The sequence below is a fragment of the Romboutsia ilealis genome, assembly GCF_900015215.1.
GTDB lineage: Bacteria > Bacillota > Clostridia > Peptostreptococcales > Peptostreptococcaceae > Romboutsia > Romboutsia ilealis.
In genome coordinates this window covers 1,163,568-1,180,255 of the sequence record NZ_LN555523.1, presented here as the reverse complement: position 1 = coordinate 1,180,255, position 16,688 = coordinate 1,163,568, and the positions used below count along the sequence as shown (strand labels likewise).

Sequence of the window (16,688 nt, the reverse complement as noted above, 5' to 3'; positions counted from 1 at the left end):
TTAAATTCACCAACCAATTATAAAAAATTTTGTTATCTATCATAAAATAACTATAAATAAATGTATGAGACTAGAGTTATAAATATGATAAATAGAATATGTATATAAATTTAAAAGCAGCTTAAATTAATTAAGCTACTTTTTAGATAATACGATATTAAAATTATTAATTAACCACCTATCTGATTGATCAGAAATTAAGGAACATAAACTTTCATAAATTTTGCTTTCTGTTTCATTTTCATAATTAATACTATAGTTTATTTTAAAAATCTTTAAGTTTTTATCATATAGAGAGTTATCTTTTAGATAATCATTTATTAAATTTATATCTGTTTCTTCTTCAACTTTTATTAAAGATATACTTTTTATATTATCAATTTGTAATTTTAAATCTGAAACTTTATCTTTTGTAACTAATTTTGAAATCGAATCTAAATCTTTTTTATTAATACATTCAACATAATTATAAATAGTAGCTTTTGCATTATTATCAATAGAATCAGACTTGAAAGTAAGTATAAATGATAGGATTAACATGGGTATTAGTATTAATATAGAAAGTATTTGATTATTTTTAATAAAATATCCCTCCTGATAAAAAATTTCCATTTATAGTATAGAAAATATAATCTTATTTATAGTATACTACTATAGATGCCAAAAAATGAATTAATAATCATTTATTTGGGAATACATTATATGTACATACAATAACAAAATTAGGAGGCAGGATAAATGAGTACACCAACACCACACAATAATGCAAAATTAGGCGATATAGCAGAAACAGTCTTATTGCCAGGAGACCCATTAAGAGCTAAATTTATAGCAGAAACTTTCTTAGAAGATGTAGTTCAATATAACACTGTAAGAGGAATGTTTGGATATACAGGATACTATAAAGGAAAAAGAATATCTGTTCAAGGATCAGGTATGGGTATACCATCTATAGGAATATACTCTTATGAGCTTATACATTTTTATAACGTTAAGAACTTAATAAGAGTAGGTTCAGCTGGAGCTATAAACAAAGATTTAAAATTACATGATGTAGTTATAGGTATGGGAGCATGCACAGATTCAAACTATGCTTCACAATATAATTTACCTGGAACATTTGCTCCAATAGCTAGTTATGAATTAATGCAAAAGGCTATTGAAGTTGCAAAAGAGCAAGGAACAAAGGTATCAGTTGGAAATGTTCTTTCAAATGACGTATTTTATAGTGATGCAGGATTAGATAACTTAGCTAAATGGCAAAAGATGGGCGTTCTTTGTGTTGAAATGGAAGCAGCAGGTCTTTATATGAATGCAGCTAGAGCTGGTGTTAATGCTTTAGCAATACTTACTATTTCAGATTGTCCTTTAACAGGAGAAGAAACAACATCTCATGAAAGACAAGTAGCATTTACTAAAATGATGGAGATAGCTTTAGAATTAGCTTAATTAAATCATTTTTAGCTATATGATTATTAAAAAATTAAAATAAATAAAAAAGATAAGGCAATATAAAACCTTATCTTTTTTATTTTATAACTCTAAATACCCCAGTAACTATTCCTATAACTTCAACATCTTTATAATTTAACATTATAGGATCCATAAAATCATTTTCTGGCTGAAGGCGTATCATATTATTATCTTCACTAAAAAATCTTTTTACAGTAGCATATTCTTTATGGATAAGAGCAACTACTATTTGTCCATTAGATGAAGTATTTTTTCTATCTACTATTACGTAATCACCATTTAAAATACCTGCATTAATCATACTATCGCCTTTAATTTTTAACACGAAGTTGTCATTACCTTTTACGAAGTTAGCAGGGAAGGGGATATATTCTTCAACATTCTCTTCAGCTAATATTGGTTGTCCAGCAGTTACTTGACCAACTAATGGTAGATTAAGTACTTCATGATTAAATGTTGTTTTGTTTCCATCTAAGACTTCAATAGCTCTAGGTTTTGTTGCATCTCTTCTTATATATCCATATTTTTCAAGTTTATTTAAATGTGAGTGTACAGTAGATGTAGACTTTAAACCAACAGCTTCACATGTTTCTCTAACTGAAGGTGGATATCCTTTAAGTGCAATTTGTTCCTTGATAAACTCTAGTATCAATATTTGCTTTGGGCTTAAATCTAAATACATAAAAGTTATCCTTTCTAACCTAATTTTAATTTATAATTATATTGTAACACAATGAATACATTTGTACAAACATTTGTTCTCGAACGTATAAAATGATACTTTTTAAATATTTAAATCTTCAATTTCATTTTTTTCATCTTCATCAATCCATTCAAAATTGTTAACAATATCTCTTTTAACATTCTTTTTATGAGCTGCATAAAGTTGTGTTGTTGTAACATTGTCATGATCTAGTAAATTTTGAACATCGTATATAGAGAAACCGCTTTGTATTAAAGAAGTTGCTGCAGTAGCTCTTAATTTATGAGGACTATAACCGCTTTCTCTTGAAGTTTCCATAGAAATAGACGTATATTTCTTTACAAGTTGTCTAATAGCTTTAGGATCCATTCTCTTATTTTGAAGAGATAAAAATAAGGTATCTTTATATTCTTCTTTTAAAAGCTCACTTTGTGGTCTTTCATTTAATATATAATCTTTTACAACAGACTCACATGTATGGTTAATTGGCATTAAAACTTCTTTACCTCTTTTTCTATAAATTTTAAATTCACCTCTAGAAAAATTAAAAGAGGAAATATTCAATTCTCGAAGCTCATTTAATCTAAGTCCATATGTAACAAATAACGCTAAGATAGCTTTATCACGAAGCCTAGTTTTTCGCCAATAAACTTTTTCTTTATCTGTTAAACCGTAACCAGTATCAACCGCATCTAACATTTTTGCAACTTCATCAATCTCAAGTCGCTTTATAGCGTCTGGTTGAGGCTTCGGAAGCTTAATAGGGTTAAAACCATCTGTTATGTTGTTATCTAATTGATCATTCCTATATAAAAATTTAAATAGAGTAGATAGTGATGATTTTTTTCTGGCTAATGCACGACTATTATTTTCAAATATTAGGGTATTTTTCTCAGTATGCTTATAATATCTACTACAATAATCGCCTAAAAATAAATTAATATCTCTAGCTTTTATCTTTTTAAAATCGTCTAATGTAATATCAAAAGGTTTGTCTGCACTTGTTACATCTTTTGTTTCTGTTAGATAAACACAAAAGAAATGAATATCCTCTAAATAAGCAAGTCGAGTAGAGGTTGCTACAGATCCTTTTAGATAGATAAAGTAATCTTTCATAAACTTAGGCAGCTTATTTTCTACCTTTATACATCTTTCTATTAACACATTCTCTTTAAATACGATGTTATCTGGTTTATCTGATTTATTATGTATTTTTATAATTTTTTTATCATCCATATAAATTATCTCCTAAAATTTTTCATATTTATAAAATAACACATATAAACATTCATTTCAACTATCCCTTAAATATTGAAATTGAGATTTATTTAAGGGATAGTTAGATGGATTTGTAAAGCTATAAGCTAAATATTATAGATGAAATAAGAAGCTTAATTTATATAATGTAATTTAAGTGGATATGCATGCATATAGATAAAAGATTCTTAAGATATCGGATTAAGATTTAGAAATTGAATATTAATTAATAAATTTTAGTTTTGATTAGATTCGTTGTTTAAGGTTTGATAAATGATTTTAATTAATTTAAATTAATTAAATATGATTAATAAATTATAAAAAAATAATTTATTAAATCAAATATAAAAATATAAAATATGCATGCATAATTGATTTTTTATATAATTTGTAATTTGGCTATAAAATATAGGTTTTATACGAAAGTGGCTTATCTTAATACTAACTATACCCTAAATATACATTTAAAGGATAGTTTTATATAATAGAAAATTGCATACTATAGCTCTCTTCTTTCGTTATTATTATATATGCATGCGTATTTATTATTTTTATAATTACAATTTATATTATAATAAATACGCATGCATATTCATTTTATATACAGATTTGTTTTTATTATAAATTTTAATATTTACATGTATTATAATTTTTTTAATTATTTTCAGTAATTTAATTATAAAATTTATTTTTCTATTTCTTCACTTAATCATTCTAAATCAACTTCAAACCTAAAACTCACCTTATAATGTTTCTACATATGCAATTCCTATATTATTATCAACGCTTAGTATTTTTATTGTATTTTCTTTTTAATAATCATCAACTAAAATATATTTAAGTGTTTTGGATTAATATTCGTATATAAACGTATAAAATTTAATGGTCCATTTTTATAAACCCCGGATATTAAGTCATTAAGTCAAACTTTGAATAGATAAATTAAATTTATGGTTCGTATAAGCTTCTGTAGAAATATGAGCTCTAATTTTCCTAGACACTTTAAGCAAATACATCTCTAGCTTTTTCCATAAATTCATCAGGGTTGCTTTCTGGTGCCATAAATTCAACTTTTTCACCAAGAGCTTCAAAATGCTTTTTAGCACACTTTATTTTAGATTGTTCTTCTTCTCTAAGAAGACTGATATCACTTTTACCTTTAGTTTCTACTACAAAATAAAGTCTCTCTTCGTCTATTTCATTAATAACAACAGCCCAGTCAGGATTATAGCTTCCAATAGGAGTCTCTATCTTAAACCAACTTGGTAACTTTACATACACTTTAACTTCATCTCTTTCTTCAAATTTCTTGGCAAATTTAGTTTCAACATATGAATCACATATAGCATAGCTGTACGGAGATTTCTTACTTTCTATTATTTTGTAATTTAAATAAGTAAGGAGTTCGTTGTCATTGAACATTTTTATAGAGTAACAATCTCCGCCTCTAAACTTAGAGTAGCCAAACTATATAGTTCTCTTTATTTACTTATCTCCATACATTCGTCAAGTGTTTTCTTTTCTCTGTAATATCTAATACTCTAGAACAGCTTTCCCAATCAACAGATGAAACACAACTTTGATATCTTAAGTTAAAAGGATGCTTCTTAGGAACTGCATCAATTCTTTCTTTAGCCTTTTCTATTTCGTTTAAAGCTACATCAATCCAAACATCTTGTAGTATATCCGGAATCTGTCCGAACAAACTATGTATGCTTTCTAGTCTCTCTGATAACATAAAGTGTACCTTATCTTCAACAGAATCCTTATATCTCATGTTATAAATATATACCTCATCATAAACTTGACCAATCCTTTGAATTCTTCCTTTTCTTTGTTCTAATCTAGTTGGATTCCAAGGTAAGTCTAGATTTATAAGTGATCCTAATGTTTGTAAGTTTAGACCTTCACTAGCGGCATCTGTACCAACGAGTATCTTTATCTGCTTATTTTTAACCATTTCTTTTATATTTTCTTTACTACATCTCTCATATCTACCATTAATAATAATTCCTGATTTATCTCCACCTGCGTATATTCCAATTTTTATATTCTTTAAATCCTTTGATAAAGATTCCGCTACCCAATATGCAGAATCATAATATTGAGAAAATATAATACATCCTCTTTCTAACCATTTATATTCTAATAATAACTTGTGTATTAAGTTGTACTTAGGATCATTTCCTTCATTTTCTTCAAGCATATAAATCAAATTATTTAAGCAAGTAATTTCTTCCGTACTTAAATTTTTAAATTCACTTAAATCCTCATTATTAAAATCTACCAATTCATCTTCATCATCATCTAAAATGTAATTAACATCTTGTAGTAGTTTTTCAGCCGTATTTTTACCAGCTATCATAGTACTACCAAGCCTTTTTAATAATAAAGTTTTAAAAAATCCTCCGCCTTTCACTCTTTTTTGAAGTAATGTACAGAACTGTTCTGCATATTTATATGCCTCTTTTAAATAAACTGGTAAAATTATAGCTTCTCTATCATCTTCGCCAAATAACTTTACCCTAACAGGTTTAAGGTATACTTCTCCCGTTTCAGGATTTATAGTATTTTCTAAATAATCCCTTGTTCTCCTTACAATATGCCTTAAATAAGGATTATAGTTTTGAATATAATCACCTTCAATAAGCCTTTCAAGCCTTCTTAATTCAGATTTTCTTAGTTTATCTTTACTTTTATGCGTTATTATAAAGTCATCATCTTTTAATTCAAGATTCCTTCTTATAAGTTCAAAATCTTTATTCTCAGATGATGATGGAAATGGATCTCTAACCCACTCAAATATTTCAGTATCTTTAATTGAGCTTTCTTTTCCCATTACTAAATCTAAACCTTTATTTGGTTCTGTTCTCCACTTGCTAAATATACTACCTAAAACACTATCATTTTTTTGAGATAATATATTCATAAGGTCATATGCTTCTATCGGATGTAATTGTACTGGAGTTGCTGTTGCTAATAACATACTTTTAGTTTTCTTTGATATTTGAAGTAAAAATTTCATAAGATTATTAGGATTTGCTTTTTCGTGTTCTTTATTTTGACCAAGATTTTTACGCCTAGCTCTATGACATTCATCAACTATAATACATTCGTATTCTACTTCTAATAATTTTTCTGTAATTGGAGAGTTTGCTGTAATTAATCCTTGAGATACTATTCCAACTCGTCTAGGGCATTTCTTTATAGAATTAATTCCATCTGATATATGTTTTATACCATTTTCATCTATCCAATCTTTAGCATCCCATACTGCTGATGGCATATCTAAAAGATTATTGATTTCTTCTTGCCATTGCCAAATAAGAGTTTTCGGTGCTATAACCAATATAGGCTTATCTCCATATAAAGCCATTAATTGAGCTGATAATGCTAATTGAATAGTTTTACCAAGACCAACCATATCAGCAAGTATATATCGTGCTCCATAACTCTTTTTATGTTCATTAAATGCTAAATTTACAAAGTATTTTTGATGGTCCCAAAGACCTAACTCTTTTCTATACACAGATGATTCAACAACTATTTCAGCTGGATTAGCTTCTTTTTTCCACGCCTCTATACTATCTATTTTTTCACGCTTAGAAATTCTATTTATATCTTCTATTATAAAATTAGATAAAGGAACAGCATATCTACTGTTCCATAAAGAGTTAAATTCTTCTTGAACCCAATCTATAGCTTCTTGTGAATCATCTTCCCAAATCAATTCATAATTTATTTTAAATGCCGAATAGGATTCATTTATACTTCCCATAAATGAAGTTTTACTACCATCTTTAAATGTTATTACTCCTGCTTTACCATGAATAAGTCCAAAAGCTTCATTAGGTATAACCCTAACTTCTAATTTTCCACTTTTAAGAAGATTATATAATTTTTTTAATTTATTAGGCATATTTTTATACTCTTCTTCTGGATTGCTAGAGCACCAATCTTTTCTCATTGCATTATGAGCAGCTGTAGCAGTTTTAACATCTTCTATATTTAAATCTGAATTACAAACTACTCTTACCTTACCTTCTATATTTTCTAATGCTTCACCTGTTAACTCTAATATAGAAGACCTAAAATATCCGGCTATTCTATCGTAAGACTTAGCCTCTTTAAGCTTTGAATTTAAAAAACTCTCATTTAGTTTTTCTTTTCTAGAAGAATATCTATTTATCATTTTTTACTCCTCTTATTTTATACTCCATCATTTTTAACTAATTCTAATAATATTTTTGCAGACTTAGCATCTTTTTCCCAATGCTTCATATTTTCAATATACTCTAAGGTAGATATATAATTTAGTATTTCAACTATTTTACTTCGTTCATTCCAATATCCTTCAACTTCATTTTTTATCCACGCTTTACCTTTATTTGCATCTTCATCTTTACTTGATTTATACAATGCTATAAGTACATTTCTAAGTACAGAATGACCAAATTTAGAGTTGTCATTAGTATACTTCATGGCAAATTCACTTGCAGTTTTTAATCTTGATTGATTTGCTTTTGTACTCGCCATCATATCTGAGTATTCTCTTACTCCAAACCCTCTACCAAGTTCTTGATATGCACTTATTTTATATACACCTTCTTTTTCAGTATCTAGTCCCTTTATATAAAATCTCTCTTCTGGAAGTAATGTCCTCCAAGTATACGAATCAAATCCTTTAGGTGTTAAATAATCAAATGCTATTTTTTTAGCTTCATTTATTATATTTACTATCGGCGAGTTAGAATCTGATTTTAATAATTCATGTTGAACATCTATATCTTCTATATTTTTATATGATGTTAATATTTTTAATGCTGCTGCATATGCAGCTAATATATAATCTTGGTCTGAAAAATTAGGGTCATCTTTATCGTCTAAATCCCTCATACTGTCTATTTGATTTTTTACTTCATCTTCTATTTCTGGGTATAATTCATCTAGATATGCTGTATCATCTGAGTTTTGTTTTCTAAGAACTAATATAACAGTTCCCTTAACATAGTTACCACCATCTTTTAATCCACCAGATTCCGTTTCTGTTGCTATATTCCAAGCTGATGTAACTTGTAAATTTGATGCCCATAATATTAATGCAAGTTCTGCCCATACTTTAACATCTTGATGTGTAAACATTACTACTTGCATTCCATTATCAGGCATATTTTTTGATAAGTTAGAGTATGCCTCTATCATACTTTCATTGAATGATTTTCCTTTCCCTTTTATAGCTAATACTTTTTTGCTGTCTGTATACCATTCTTTAAATTCTTTTTCTAAAATTTTCTTATCCCATGCTAAAAAGAATTCGGATAATTCATGGTAATTAACAGCATCTGCATAAGGTGGATCTGTAACCCATAAATCACATTCTGTATTCAAATCCCTTGCATCTATAGCAACTATAGTATTTATATGAGTTGTAAAATTACAACTATTAATATTATCTTTCCAAATATTACTTAATTTTATTAATCCTCTAGTTCCATAATTAAATAGTGTATTTAACGCTTGGTTAAAAAATGTATTTTTAACATTACTTGCTCCAGAATCCCAAACTGCTAGTTTAGAGTTAAAATCTGTGCATTTATTTATACTTAACAATCCAATAGTGTATTCCTCTTTACTTTTTGCTATATTCATTATTGATTCATATAGTAACCCTTGTATTAATAATTGTCTTGGATTAAATAGTTGATGCCAATATGTCCATCCTCTTTCTCTTATAGGCTGATCCGTATTATATCCGCCTTCTATTTTCATTGATGGTATATATCCTTTTTGTTGATATTCACTAAATCTTTCTTCAAGCAATTTTATTACTTTTTTTTCTCTATCTATATCTGGCTCGTTTGGAGATGTATAATATCTTTCTTCTTTTAGCTTTCCATTTTTATCAATATATTTTTTAATATATTTTATACAGTATAATCTATCTCTAATAACATCATCTTCTTTATTTATGAACTCATCTTTATCCCATTTTCTTATTCCATATATCTTATTTCCATTACTATCAATTTTATCTTTTCTAATAACTGTCATATCAGTTTCTGATTTACAATTAGGACAAATCATTTTTCTCTTTTTTATGGTCCCTGTATTTTCACATTGCTTTAATTCGTTATTAGATACTCCTGACTTAATCTCTATATAAAATCCTTTTTCACCATTATCATTTAAAACTGCTATTGTATTTATTTTTTTATCTATAATCCAACTTGGAGATAATGGTACTGTATAACCACACTCTGGACAATCAGCTTCACTACAGTATAAATATGAGTTTGCTCTATGACCTTCTTCATTAGTTTCTATTCCCCATTCTTGTATTTGATTATCTACCTCATCATATACTTTTTGTTGAAAATTCTTTAACTTCTCTATTTCTTCGTCAGATTTACTAAGGATATTCAAATTTGCCCAATTAAGCAAACAAGCTATAGGATTTAAGTCTGATGTATAAACTTCACATCCTATTCTAGCTGCTTCAAATGGTATACTACCTCCACCTGCAAAACAATCTCCTACTATTGGTATATGTCCAAACTTCCTTTTTCCTAACTCTTCAATTAATGACTGTAAACTATTCGCATTAGTTTTTAAATGATTATTTATATCTAACCATTCTTCTTCACTTAAAACATTATCAACTTCTTCGGGTCTACAACATAATGTTATTTTTTCATCATATGACAATCTATTAAAACAAATTTTTTGTAGTTCTTCTTTATGTTTATTGTTTATTCCTTTTTTATACTTTGGGTTACCTTTTTCATCTATTATAAAGTATTTATTCTTTTCTTCATCATCTAATAATCTATATACATCTTTAGTAGGTATTGGCTTTACTTTTCTTTTGTATAATCCTTCATCATCCATAGTCAGTAATTTTAAAAATATATCTCTATCTTTAACTGGATTATCACTAGCTGGAAGCAATAAACCTAATATAGTAGCTCTTACTAATATAAGAGGCTTTCTTCCCCACCATTTTCCTAACCCTGTTAGTGTTTGACCAGAACCTGCTTTTCTTTCTTTATAGCTTTCTTTTGATATCTTAGATACTGGAAATTGTACTTCAATAAATGATTTTTCTCCCATAATATACTTTCCCCCTATTATCTATACTCCGAACCAATCCATTTGACTATCTTCTGTTTCTTCTATTGGATTTTCAGAAAGGGCATATTTTATAGCTCTTCTCCAACCATTTCTATCATAGGCTCCACCTGTTGCTGCATTAGTCATAGTGTATAGCCACCATCTTTCAGCTATATCAAGTCCTAACCAATTTCTTATAGCCGTATTTATAACATTAGTTTGGCAATCCTCTATAGACCATACAAGTAAAAGTAATTCTTTTCCTAATAATCTATCTACAGGGTTATCTCCGACTTTCCACTTTGCCTGTCTATATACAGCTATATTATTTTCTTTTAACCTAGCTTTAAATTCAAGCTCAAGTGGCTTACTTATAACATCCCATTTTTCTTTAGGTATTTCTGCCTTTAACTTATCTTTCATAAGATTAATAACTTGTTTATTATCATATTCTTGCCATGTAAATCGTTCATATATTCTTACATTTTTATCTTTTGATGTAGCTCTAGGTATTTTAACTAAAAAATGATGTTCATCTTCTTCTGGTATAAAACCAAATCCAATAGCTTTTCTTACTTGTATCATTATTGTTTAATCTCCTGTTCATTAAAATCTTGTAACGTCATTTTTTTATCTGCAACCATATCTAAAAAACTTTGACCATTTTCGTAATATGCTTTACAGTAGTTTAGTTCTATATCTACTTTACTTCCATTTAATAAATTTTCTCTTAGATTTTCAATTTCTGATTCTAGCTTAGATGCTTCTATTATTGTAGACTTACCTAACATTAGCTCTATCCATTTATCACATTCATTGTCTATACTCAAATTAATCAATACATCAGATACTTTAACATTATGTTTTTTTAACATATCAATTTCTTTATACACATTTGCCGTTTCATTTATTCTAATATTAGTTGAAAGTACTAGAGGATTATCTTTATTTATTTTAATACCATCTTTATTTTTATCTATTTTTATATTTAATTGATTAGATTCAATACCATCTTTTTGAGCTATTGCTAATACATATAGACAGTCATCTGGTACTTCAAATTCTTTATCGTATATATAACCATGTTCTTTTGGATTTGAGCCATCTGTTGTATATTTTATAGTAGCTACTGGTATTGATTTTAATTCTATATATAATTTATTATTTTTATTAAATTCATTATATTTTAAGTCAATTTTATTATTCCATTGATAAACTTCTCCTGTTTCGTTTATTCCTGTACTGTCTATACATAAAAAGTTAATTTTTAATTCTTTAGTTTTGAAATTATCTAGATCTACTACTTCCATAGACTGTGTTGTAGGTATAGTATTAATGTCATAATATACTTTATCTCCATACCTAATTTTTATTTTTAGTGTTACTTCTCCCGTTTCAGAATCTCTATAACCTTCTTGAATGGATACTTCTGTTTTTTCAATGAATGGGCCCTTTTGTATATATCCACCATTTTCTCTCCAAATATCTTTATTTACCATAGCATTTTTAAGCTCTTCAAGTGCTGAAGGAATATGCCATTGCCATTTACCTTCAGTTGCAGCACGTCTTTTTATATCTATAAATCTCATTTCTTTTTGAGTAAATATTCTATCTTCACATTTTTTTCTAAATGTATCTCCACTTACATCTGTTTCAAATTTCTTTCTATCAGTAAGTACTTTTATAATTTGTTCTTCTCCATCATAATTATTGCCTTTGAATTCCATTAAAAAGTCAGCACTTATTAAACCTCTACTAGATGGATAATAAATTTTACAAAAAGTTTCTCTTGCAGATTGTAGTATACTTAGTTTTATTTTGTCTAGTTTATCATGAGCCTGTTGGTATTGAGGATTATTTTTTGCTATTCTTTCTCTATCCATTTGTGCTATAATGCTTTCCATACCTTTATACTCTTTTGATGACTGTATTAATTTATCCATCGTATCTTTATTTCCAGATAAAAACATTACTCTATTTTTATATTCAATATAATCATAAAAGTCTTGTAATTCCTTACTTAATCCATTAGATTTTGGATTAGGTTCAAATAATACTAAAGTTACTTTATCTTGTTCTAGTTTTATTTCATCTATTGCAGGAAATATTTCTACGTTTTGATAACAAGTATTTTTAGAGGGTTTAAATTTACTAGCTAAAAATCCTCGTAATTGTTTTTTTGCTGTATCATTATCATAGGATTCTATAAGAGTATTAAGTTCAGCTATCATATTTTTAGTATTTTGAAAGAAGATTCTTCCATTATCTGTAGAATATATATACCAAGCTTTTAAAGTAAATTCACCTAAAGATTTCTTTATAGATCTTATATCTTTATTTGGTTCTACTAAATATCCTATCATTTCTGATTCAGATAATCCTAAAATTGCATGTGGTACATCTGCAAGTGATGATACTAGTATTAATTTACTTAAATCACTCATATTAGTATTGTTCATTTCATTGTCTATAATCTCTGCTATACCTTTTCCATTCGATTGTATATCGTGAGATATAGCATTTGTTAATGATGGTTTTATACTTTTTATTTGTGCTATCATATTAGAATCATTTAAATCCATATCATATGGATTTATAATATATTTACTTTCAGATTTTCCATTTGTATAAATTTGAGAAACTATTACTCGCATTAGCCTTATTAGTCCTCTAGTTTGTTGAAAACCTGGATTTTCTCTAAATCTTGCGTATAAATCTTTTAATGATGGGTGAAATGGATAGGAGTCTTTTATTCCTATAAAGATTTGCTCTGGTGATATATTTGTATATCCCATTTGTTTAGCTTCAGATACTTTTGATTTGTAGGCATTTGCTATTTCTGTTATTCCTTCATCGGATAGTATTTCTTCAAATAGACGTTTTTTAAGTATGTTATATATATCATCAGAGTTTGTTCCAACTGGTTCTATATTTAAAGCAGATCGATTAACCTCTCCTTCTAATTCTTTAAATGTTGATTGCAATTGTTCACTACCACTTTCATAAGTAGCTTTTAAATCTGATACTACAACGCATACATTAGATAGTTCTTCTTTACCTAATGCATTGAATAAGTTAGCAAGAGCTGTTATTGTAACTACAGATAAGTTTGAATCTCCTATAGCTTTTGATTTTGCGTTAACTAAGTATGGTGGTAGTTCATCTAATAATATAAGTAATGGTTGCCCTTTAAGTAAATTTACCCATGCTGTTTGACCTGGTGCTTGAAGTGGTGAGTAATAATTTTTAAATTGATCTTTTTTACCTAGCTGTTCTGCTATTGCTCCCCATATACCAAATTCTGCATCACTTTCTCTTCCAGTAAATCCTACTACTTTAACTTCTCCTAAGTAAGAATCTTTAAGTGTATCTCCTAATACTTTTTTTCTTACTTCTGGGTATTTCGCTAGTAATGCTAATGAAATCATATTATGTGTTTTACCGCCACCCATTGACTGAGTAAGTTTAATTAATCCAGATGCACTTTTTCCATGAAATCTTTTGAATGCTGTTTCTACTAAAAGTTTCATACCTTCTGTTACGAAGTTTTCATTAAAGAATTCATTTGGATCTATTCTATTTTGTATTAAATCTGTTAGTTCTAATACGTCATCCCTTTTATTTTCATCAAATACACTTTGCCTTGGCATGCATGCCTGTTGCAATGTTTTCATACTATATCTCCCCCTGATATTTATATAAAGAGTTCCTATATTCATAATAAAATTATATTTTTTAATGCATTACTTAATGTATATAATCAATTTATTTTTTGTTGTTACTTATAATCGTTAAACTCACTGGTTTTATTATAAATTGCGTTTAAAATGTTAATAAATTCAACTAAAATCATGATTGAAAATGCTAACAAATATAAAAAACACTTGAAATAACTTAATTCCAAGTGTTTTTTATATAAAATTTATTTTTCTACTTCGCTTAATTGTTCTAAGTCAACTTCAAATCTTAAATTCCCTTGTAATGTTTCTATATATGCAGTTCCTATGTTGTTATCAATACCTAGATTAAATATTATTTATTCTTGATTCTTTCTCTAACATATTAATTTCCTCTAAGGTAAATCCAGTTAATTCTACTATAAATTGCTTGTTAGAATTCTTTCTTAAAAGCTCTAGAGCAATTTCTTTTTTAGTCTCTATAACATCTGGACTATTACTTCTACTTTTGTATAAATCCTCAGCTTCACTAGATGCATTATCTTTACTATGCATATGGCTATCTATTTTATCAAATTCGATAGTATTTTGTGTAATATCATATTCTTTCTTATTTTCAGATACTACTTCTTGATTTTCTAAGTTTTTGTAATTATGTAAATAAGGTTCTAGTATATGGAATAATATAAATGCAGCAGGAATTATAAAATAAATTTTAGCCCCCATAAAACCTATAATAACAGTTAAAATACATATAAAAATATTAAATGACTCAAAAGATGTATTTAATATTTCCTTTTTTATCGTATAGGACTTAATTAAACTTAGAAATAGACTTAGTAAACAAAGTGGTAATAATAAATAACTAGAAGTTACTCCACTAAATCCAAGGAAATCAAAGTAACCTCCTATATTACCATATACAAACATATAACCATTTACATACGCATAAATACATGCTAAAATACCAAATGTTGCACCTAGAGCTTGGGTGTACCAATCTAAAAATTTAAATTTCATAGTATCACTCCTAATAAATATATATATAATTAATATGCATTTGTTAGAATAAATATATCTTTTATTATGTTATTAAAGATTTTAATTTACTAGTTAATGTAGTTTGGTATTTATTTTTTATATAATAAGTAATATAATATAGTTCTATAAACATTTATTTTCCATATTTACAGTTTGTTATTTGATTTATTAACTTATTAAATACTACTAATACGGAAATACTACTATTAAATCCACTGAGTAAAGGGGAGTTTGATTATGTTAGATACATTAGAGTTTGTGCTTAGAATTTTATTTTTTATTTTATCTATAATATGGGCTGGAAAAATAATGATTTTAAGAACTGATAAGCAGATAGTTATAAATCCTTTGCTTATCATAATTTCTTCGCTTTTAGTGATACTTCCGCCAGCAAATAAAGGAATAGAATTACTTGGAATGAGTATTCAAAATATAAAAATAACATTATATTGTATATATTTGGTTATAGTTGTAATAGGTATATACGCTACCAATAAAAAAAATGGCATATTTTAAAATAAGAGGTTAATATAAAATATAACCTCTTATTTTTTATTTTGATTTAGCTTCACATCTAAAGATTTTTAATCCTTGAGACATAAACTTATCTTCATATTCAGTTGTTACATTTTCAAAATCGCTATTAGCTAAATTTAATGATATGTTTTTAAGAATCCAGTTGTTAGAAGCTATTTCATTTAAACTAAACTCAAATAACCCTTCATTGTCGGTTTTAAAATGTATTTCACCTTCTGGGTTAAGTATCTCTCTATACATATTTAAGAAATTAGTATGAGTTAATCTTCTCTTTGCCCATCTTTTCTTAGGCCATGGATCACAGAAATTGATATAAACTCTAGATAGTTCATTTGAATCAAAATAATCTAATGCTTTGCTTACATCTGCCCAAGCAAATACTATATTATTTAAATTATCACGATCTGCTTTTTCTACAGCTTTTAAAAGTACTTCTTCCTTTATTTCAAAAGCAATGTAATTTATATCAGGGTTTTGTTTTGCTAATGTAGTTAAAAATTTCCCTCTACCAGTACCGAACTCTGCATGTATAGGATTATCATTTTTAAATAACTTATTCCAGTTTCCTTTTAAGCTTTCTATATTATCTCTAACTACATAGTCTTTATAACTTAATAGTTTTTCATCTGCGCCTTTGACTTTTCTTCTTCTCATGTTTTATCTCCTTGTATTATATACTGATATATAATTATACAGAAATTTTTATAAAAAATAAAGGTTTTAGAAATTTCAAAATAGAGTTTTTAAAATAAATTTACACTCCCCTAATCTACTATAAAAATGATATGAAGTTAATAGATGAATGTAAAAAAATTCGCTTTTCTAATTTTATAAACGGTATAATCTTGCTCCTGATACGGATACATCTGTTATTTAAAAATAGAATTAAT

The 16,688-nt window shown here is 27.2% G+C and carries 12 protein-coding genes; 2 read left to right on the top strand and 10 right to left on the bottom strand.

The genetic code is table 11. The features are described 5' to 3' along the window. Positions 1–135: 135 nt before the first annotated feature. Positions 136–540 carry a DUF4829 domain-containing protein gene (locus CRIB_RS05570; RefSeq protein ID WP_180703536.1) on the bottom strand — a complete coding sequence of 135 codons (405 nt, stop codon included), beginning with the start codon at positions 538–540 and terminating at the stop codon, positions 136–138. A 198-nt stretch (positions 541–738) separates the two neighbouring features. Between CRIB_RS05570 and deoD the strand changes: the two genes are divergently transcribed. After that, positions 739–1,449, top strand: coding sequence for a purine-nucleoside phosphorylase (deoD, locus tag CRIB_RS05565; protein WP_180703535.1), 711 nt, complete (start codon positions 739–741; stop codon positions 1,447–1,449). A gap of 79 nt (positions 1,450–1,528) precedes the next feature. Here the strand turns inward: deoD and lexA are convergent, their stop codons facing one another. The 8 genes from lexA to CRIB_RS05525 all read right to left on the bottom strand — a co-directional run bounded on the left by lexA (position 1,529) and on the right by CRIB_RS05525 (position 15,240). Continuing rightward, on the bottom strand, positions 1,529–2,155 hold the full coding sequence (lexA, locus tag CRIB_RS05560; protein ID WP_180703534.1) for a transcriptional repressor LexA: 627 nt from the start codon (positions 2,153–2,155) through the stop codon (positions 1,529–1,531). A 102-nt stretch (positions 2,156–2,257) separates the two neighbouring features. Continuing rightward, positions 2,258–3,412, bottom strand: a complete 1,155-nt coding sequence (locus CRIB_RS05555; RefSeq protein WP_180703533.1) for a tyrosine-type recombinase/integrase — start codon at positions 3,410–3,412, stop codon at positions 2,258–2,260. A 1,023-nt stretch (positions 3,413–4,435) separates the two neighbouring features. Next, entirely contained in the window at positions 4,436–4,855 is a 420-nt protein-coding gene (locus CRIB_RS05550) for a restriction endonuclease (protein WP_180703532.1), read from the bottom strand. Between the two features lie 67 nt (positions 4,856–4,922). Then, positions 4,923–7,625: a phospholipase D-like domain-containing anti-phage protein gene (locus CRIB_RS05545; RefSeq protein ID WP_180703531.1), complete on the bottom strand. Its 2,703-nt coding sequence runs from the start codon at positions 7,623–7,625 to the stop codon at positions 4,923–4,925. 17 nt (positions 7,626–7,642) lie between these two features. After that, the gene (locus tag CRIB_RS05540) at positions 7,643–10,543 is read right to left on the bottom strand and encodes an anti-phage-associated DUF1156 domain-containing protein (protein ID WP_180703530.1); all 2,901 of its coding nucleotides are present in this window, start codon (positions 10,541–10,543) and stop codon (positions 7,643–7,645) included. A 21-nt stretch (positions 10,544–10,564) separates the two neighbouring features. Next, on the bottom strand, positions 10,565–11,128 hold the full coding sequence (locus tag CRIB_RS05535; protein ID WP_180703529.1) for a DUF3780 domain-containing protein: 564 nt from the start codon (positions 11,126–11,128) through the stop codon (positions 10,565–10,567). Next, positions 11,128–14,217: a DUF499 domain-containing protein gene (locus CRIB_RS05530; protein ID WP_180703528.1), complete on the bottom strand. Its 3,090-nt coding sequence runs from the start codon at positions 14,215–14,217 to the stop codon at positions 11,128–11,130. Before CRIB_RS05530 ends, CRIB_RS05535 begins: the two co-directional genes overlap by 1 nt. A gap of 351 nt (positions 14,218–14,568) precedes the next feature. Beyond that, on the bottom strand, positions 14,569–15,240 hold the full coding sequence (locus CRIB_RS05525) for a hypothetical protein (RefSeq protein ID WP_180703527.1): 672 nt from the start codon (positions 15,238–15,240) through the stop codon (positions 14,569–14,571). A 258-nt stretch (positions 15,241–15,498) separates the two neighbouring features. On the opposite strand from CRIB_RS05525, the gene CRIB_RS05520 reads away from it, so the two are divergent. Next, the gene (locus tag CRIB_RS05520; protein ID WP_180703526.1) at positions 15,499–15,777 is read left to right on the top strand and encodes a hypothetical protein; all 279 of its coding nucleotides are present in this window, start codon (positions 15,499–15,501) and stop codon (positions 15,775–15,777) included. A 36-nt stretch (positions 15,778–15,813) separates the two neighbouring features. On the opposite strand, the gene trmB is transcribed toward CRIB_RS05520, so the two are convergent. Beyond that, the gene (gene trmB, locus CRIB_RS05515; RefSeq protein WP_180703525.1) at positions 15,814–16,452 is read right to left on the bottom strand and encodes a tRNA (guanosine(46)-N7)-methyltransferase TrmB; all 639 of its coding nucleotides are present in this window, start codon (positions 16,450–16,452) and stop codon (positions 15,814–15,816) included. Positions 16,453–16,688 lie beyond the last annotated feature (236 nt).

What these genes read in the sequence shown, in the direction of transcription:
- CRIB_RS05545 (WP_180703531.1), bottom strand. Translation starts at nt 7,625, where the DNA reads ATGATAAATAGATATTCTTCTAGAAAAGAAAAACTAAATGAGAGTTTT.
- CRIB_RS05555 (WP_180703533.1), bottom strand. Translation starts at nt 3,412, where the DNA reads ATGGATGATAAAAAAATTATAAAAATACATAATAAATCAGATAAACCA.
- CRIB_RS05540 (WP_180703530.1), bottom strand. Translation starts at nt 10,543, where the DNA reads ATGGGAGAAAAATCATTTATTGAAGTACAATTTCCAGTATCTAAGATA.
- lexA (WP_180703534.1), bottom strand. Translation starts at nt 2,155, where the DNA reads ATGTATTTAGATTTAAGCCCAAAGCAAATATTGATACTAGAGTTTATC.
- CRIB_RS05550 (WP_180703532.1), bottom strand. Translation starts at nt 4,855, where the DNA reads ATGTTCAATGACAACGAACTCCTTACTTATTTAAATTACAAAATAATA.
- CRIB_RS05570 (WP_180703536.1), bottom strand. Translation starts at nt 540, where the DNA reads ATGTTAATCCTATCATTTATACTTACTTTCAAGTCTGATTCTATTGAT.
- deoD (WP_180703535.1), top strand. Translation starts at nt 739, where the DNA reads ATGAGTACACCAACACCACACAATAATGCAAAATTAGGCGATATAGCA.
- trmB (WP_180703525.1), bottom strand. Translation starts at nt 16,452, where the DNA reads ATGAGAAGAAGAAAAGTCAAAGGCGCAGATGAAAAACTATTAAGTTAT.
- CRIB_RS05520 (WP_180703526.1), top strand. Translation starts at nt 15,499, where the DNA reads ATGTTAGATACATTAGAGTTTGTGCTTAGAATTTTATTTTTTATTTTA.
- CRIB_RS05530 (WP_180703528.1), bottom strand. Translation starts at nt 14,217, where the DNA reads ATGAAAACATTGCAACAGGCATGCATGCCAAGGCAAAGTGTATTTGAT.
- CRIB_RS05535 (WP_180703529.1), bottom strand. Translation starts at nt 11,128, where the DNA reads ATGATACAAGTAAGAAAAGCTATTGGATTTGGTTTTATACCAGAAGAA.
- CRIB_RS05525 (WP_180703527.1), bottom strand. Translation starts at nt 15,240, where the DNA reads ATGAAATTTAAATTTTTAGATTGGTACACCCAAGCTCTAGGTGCAACA.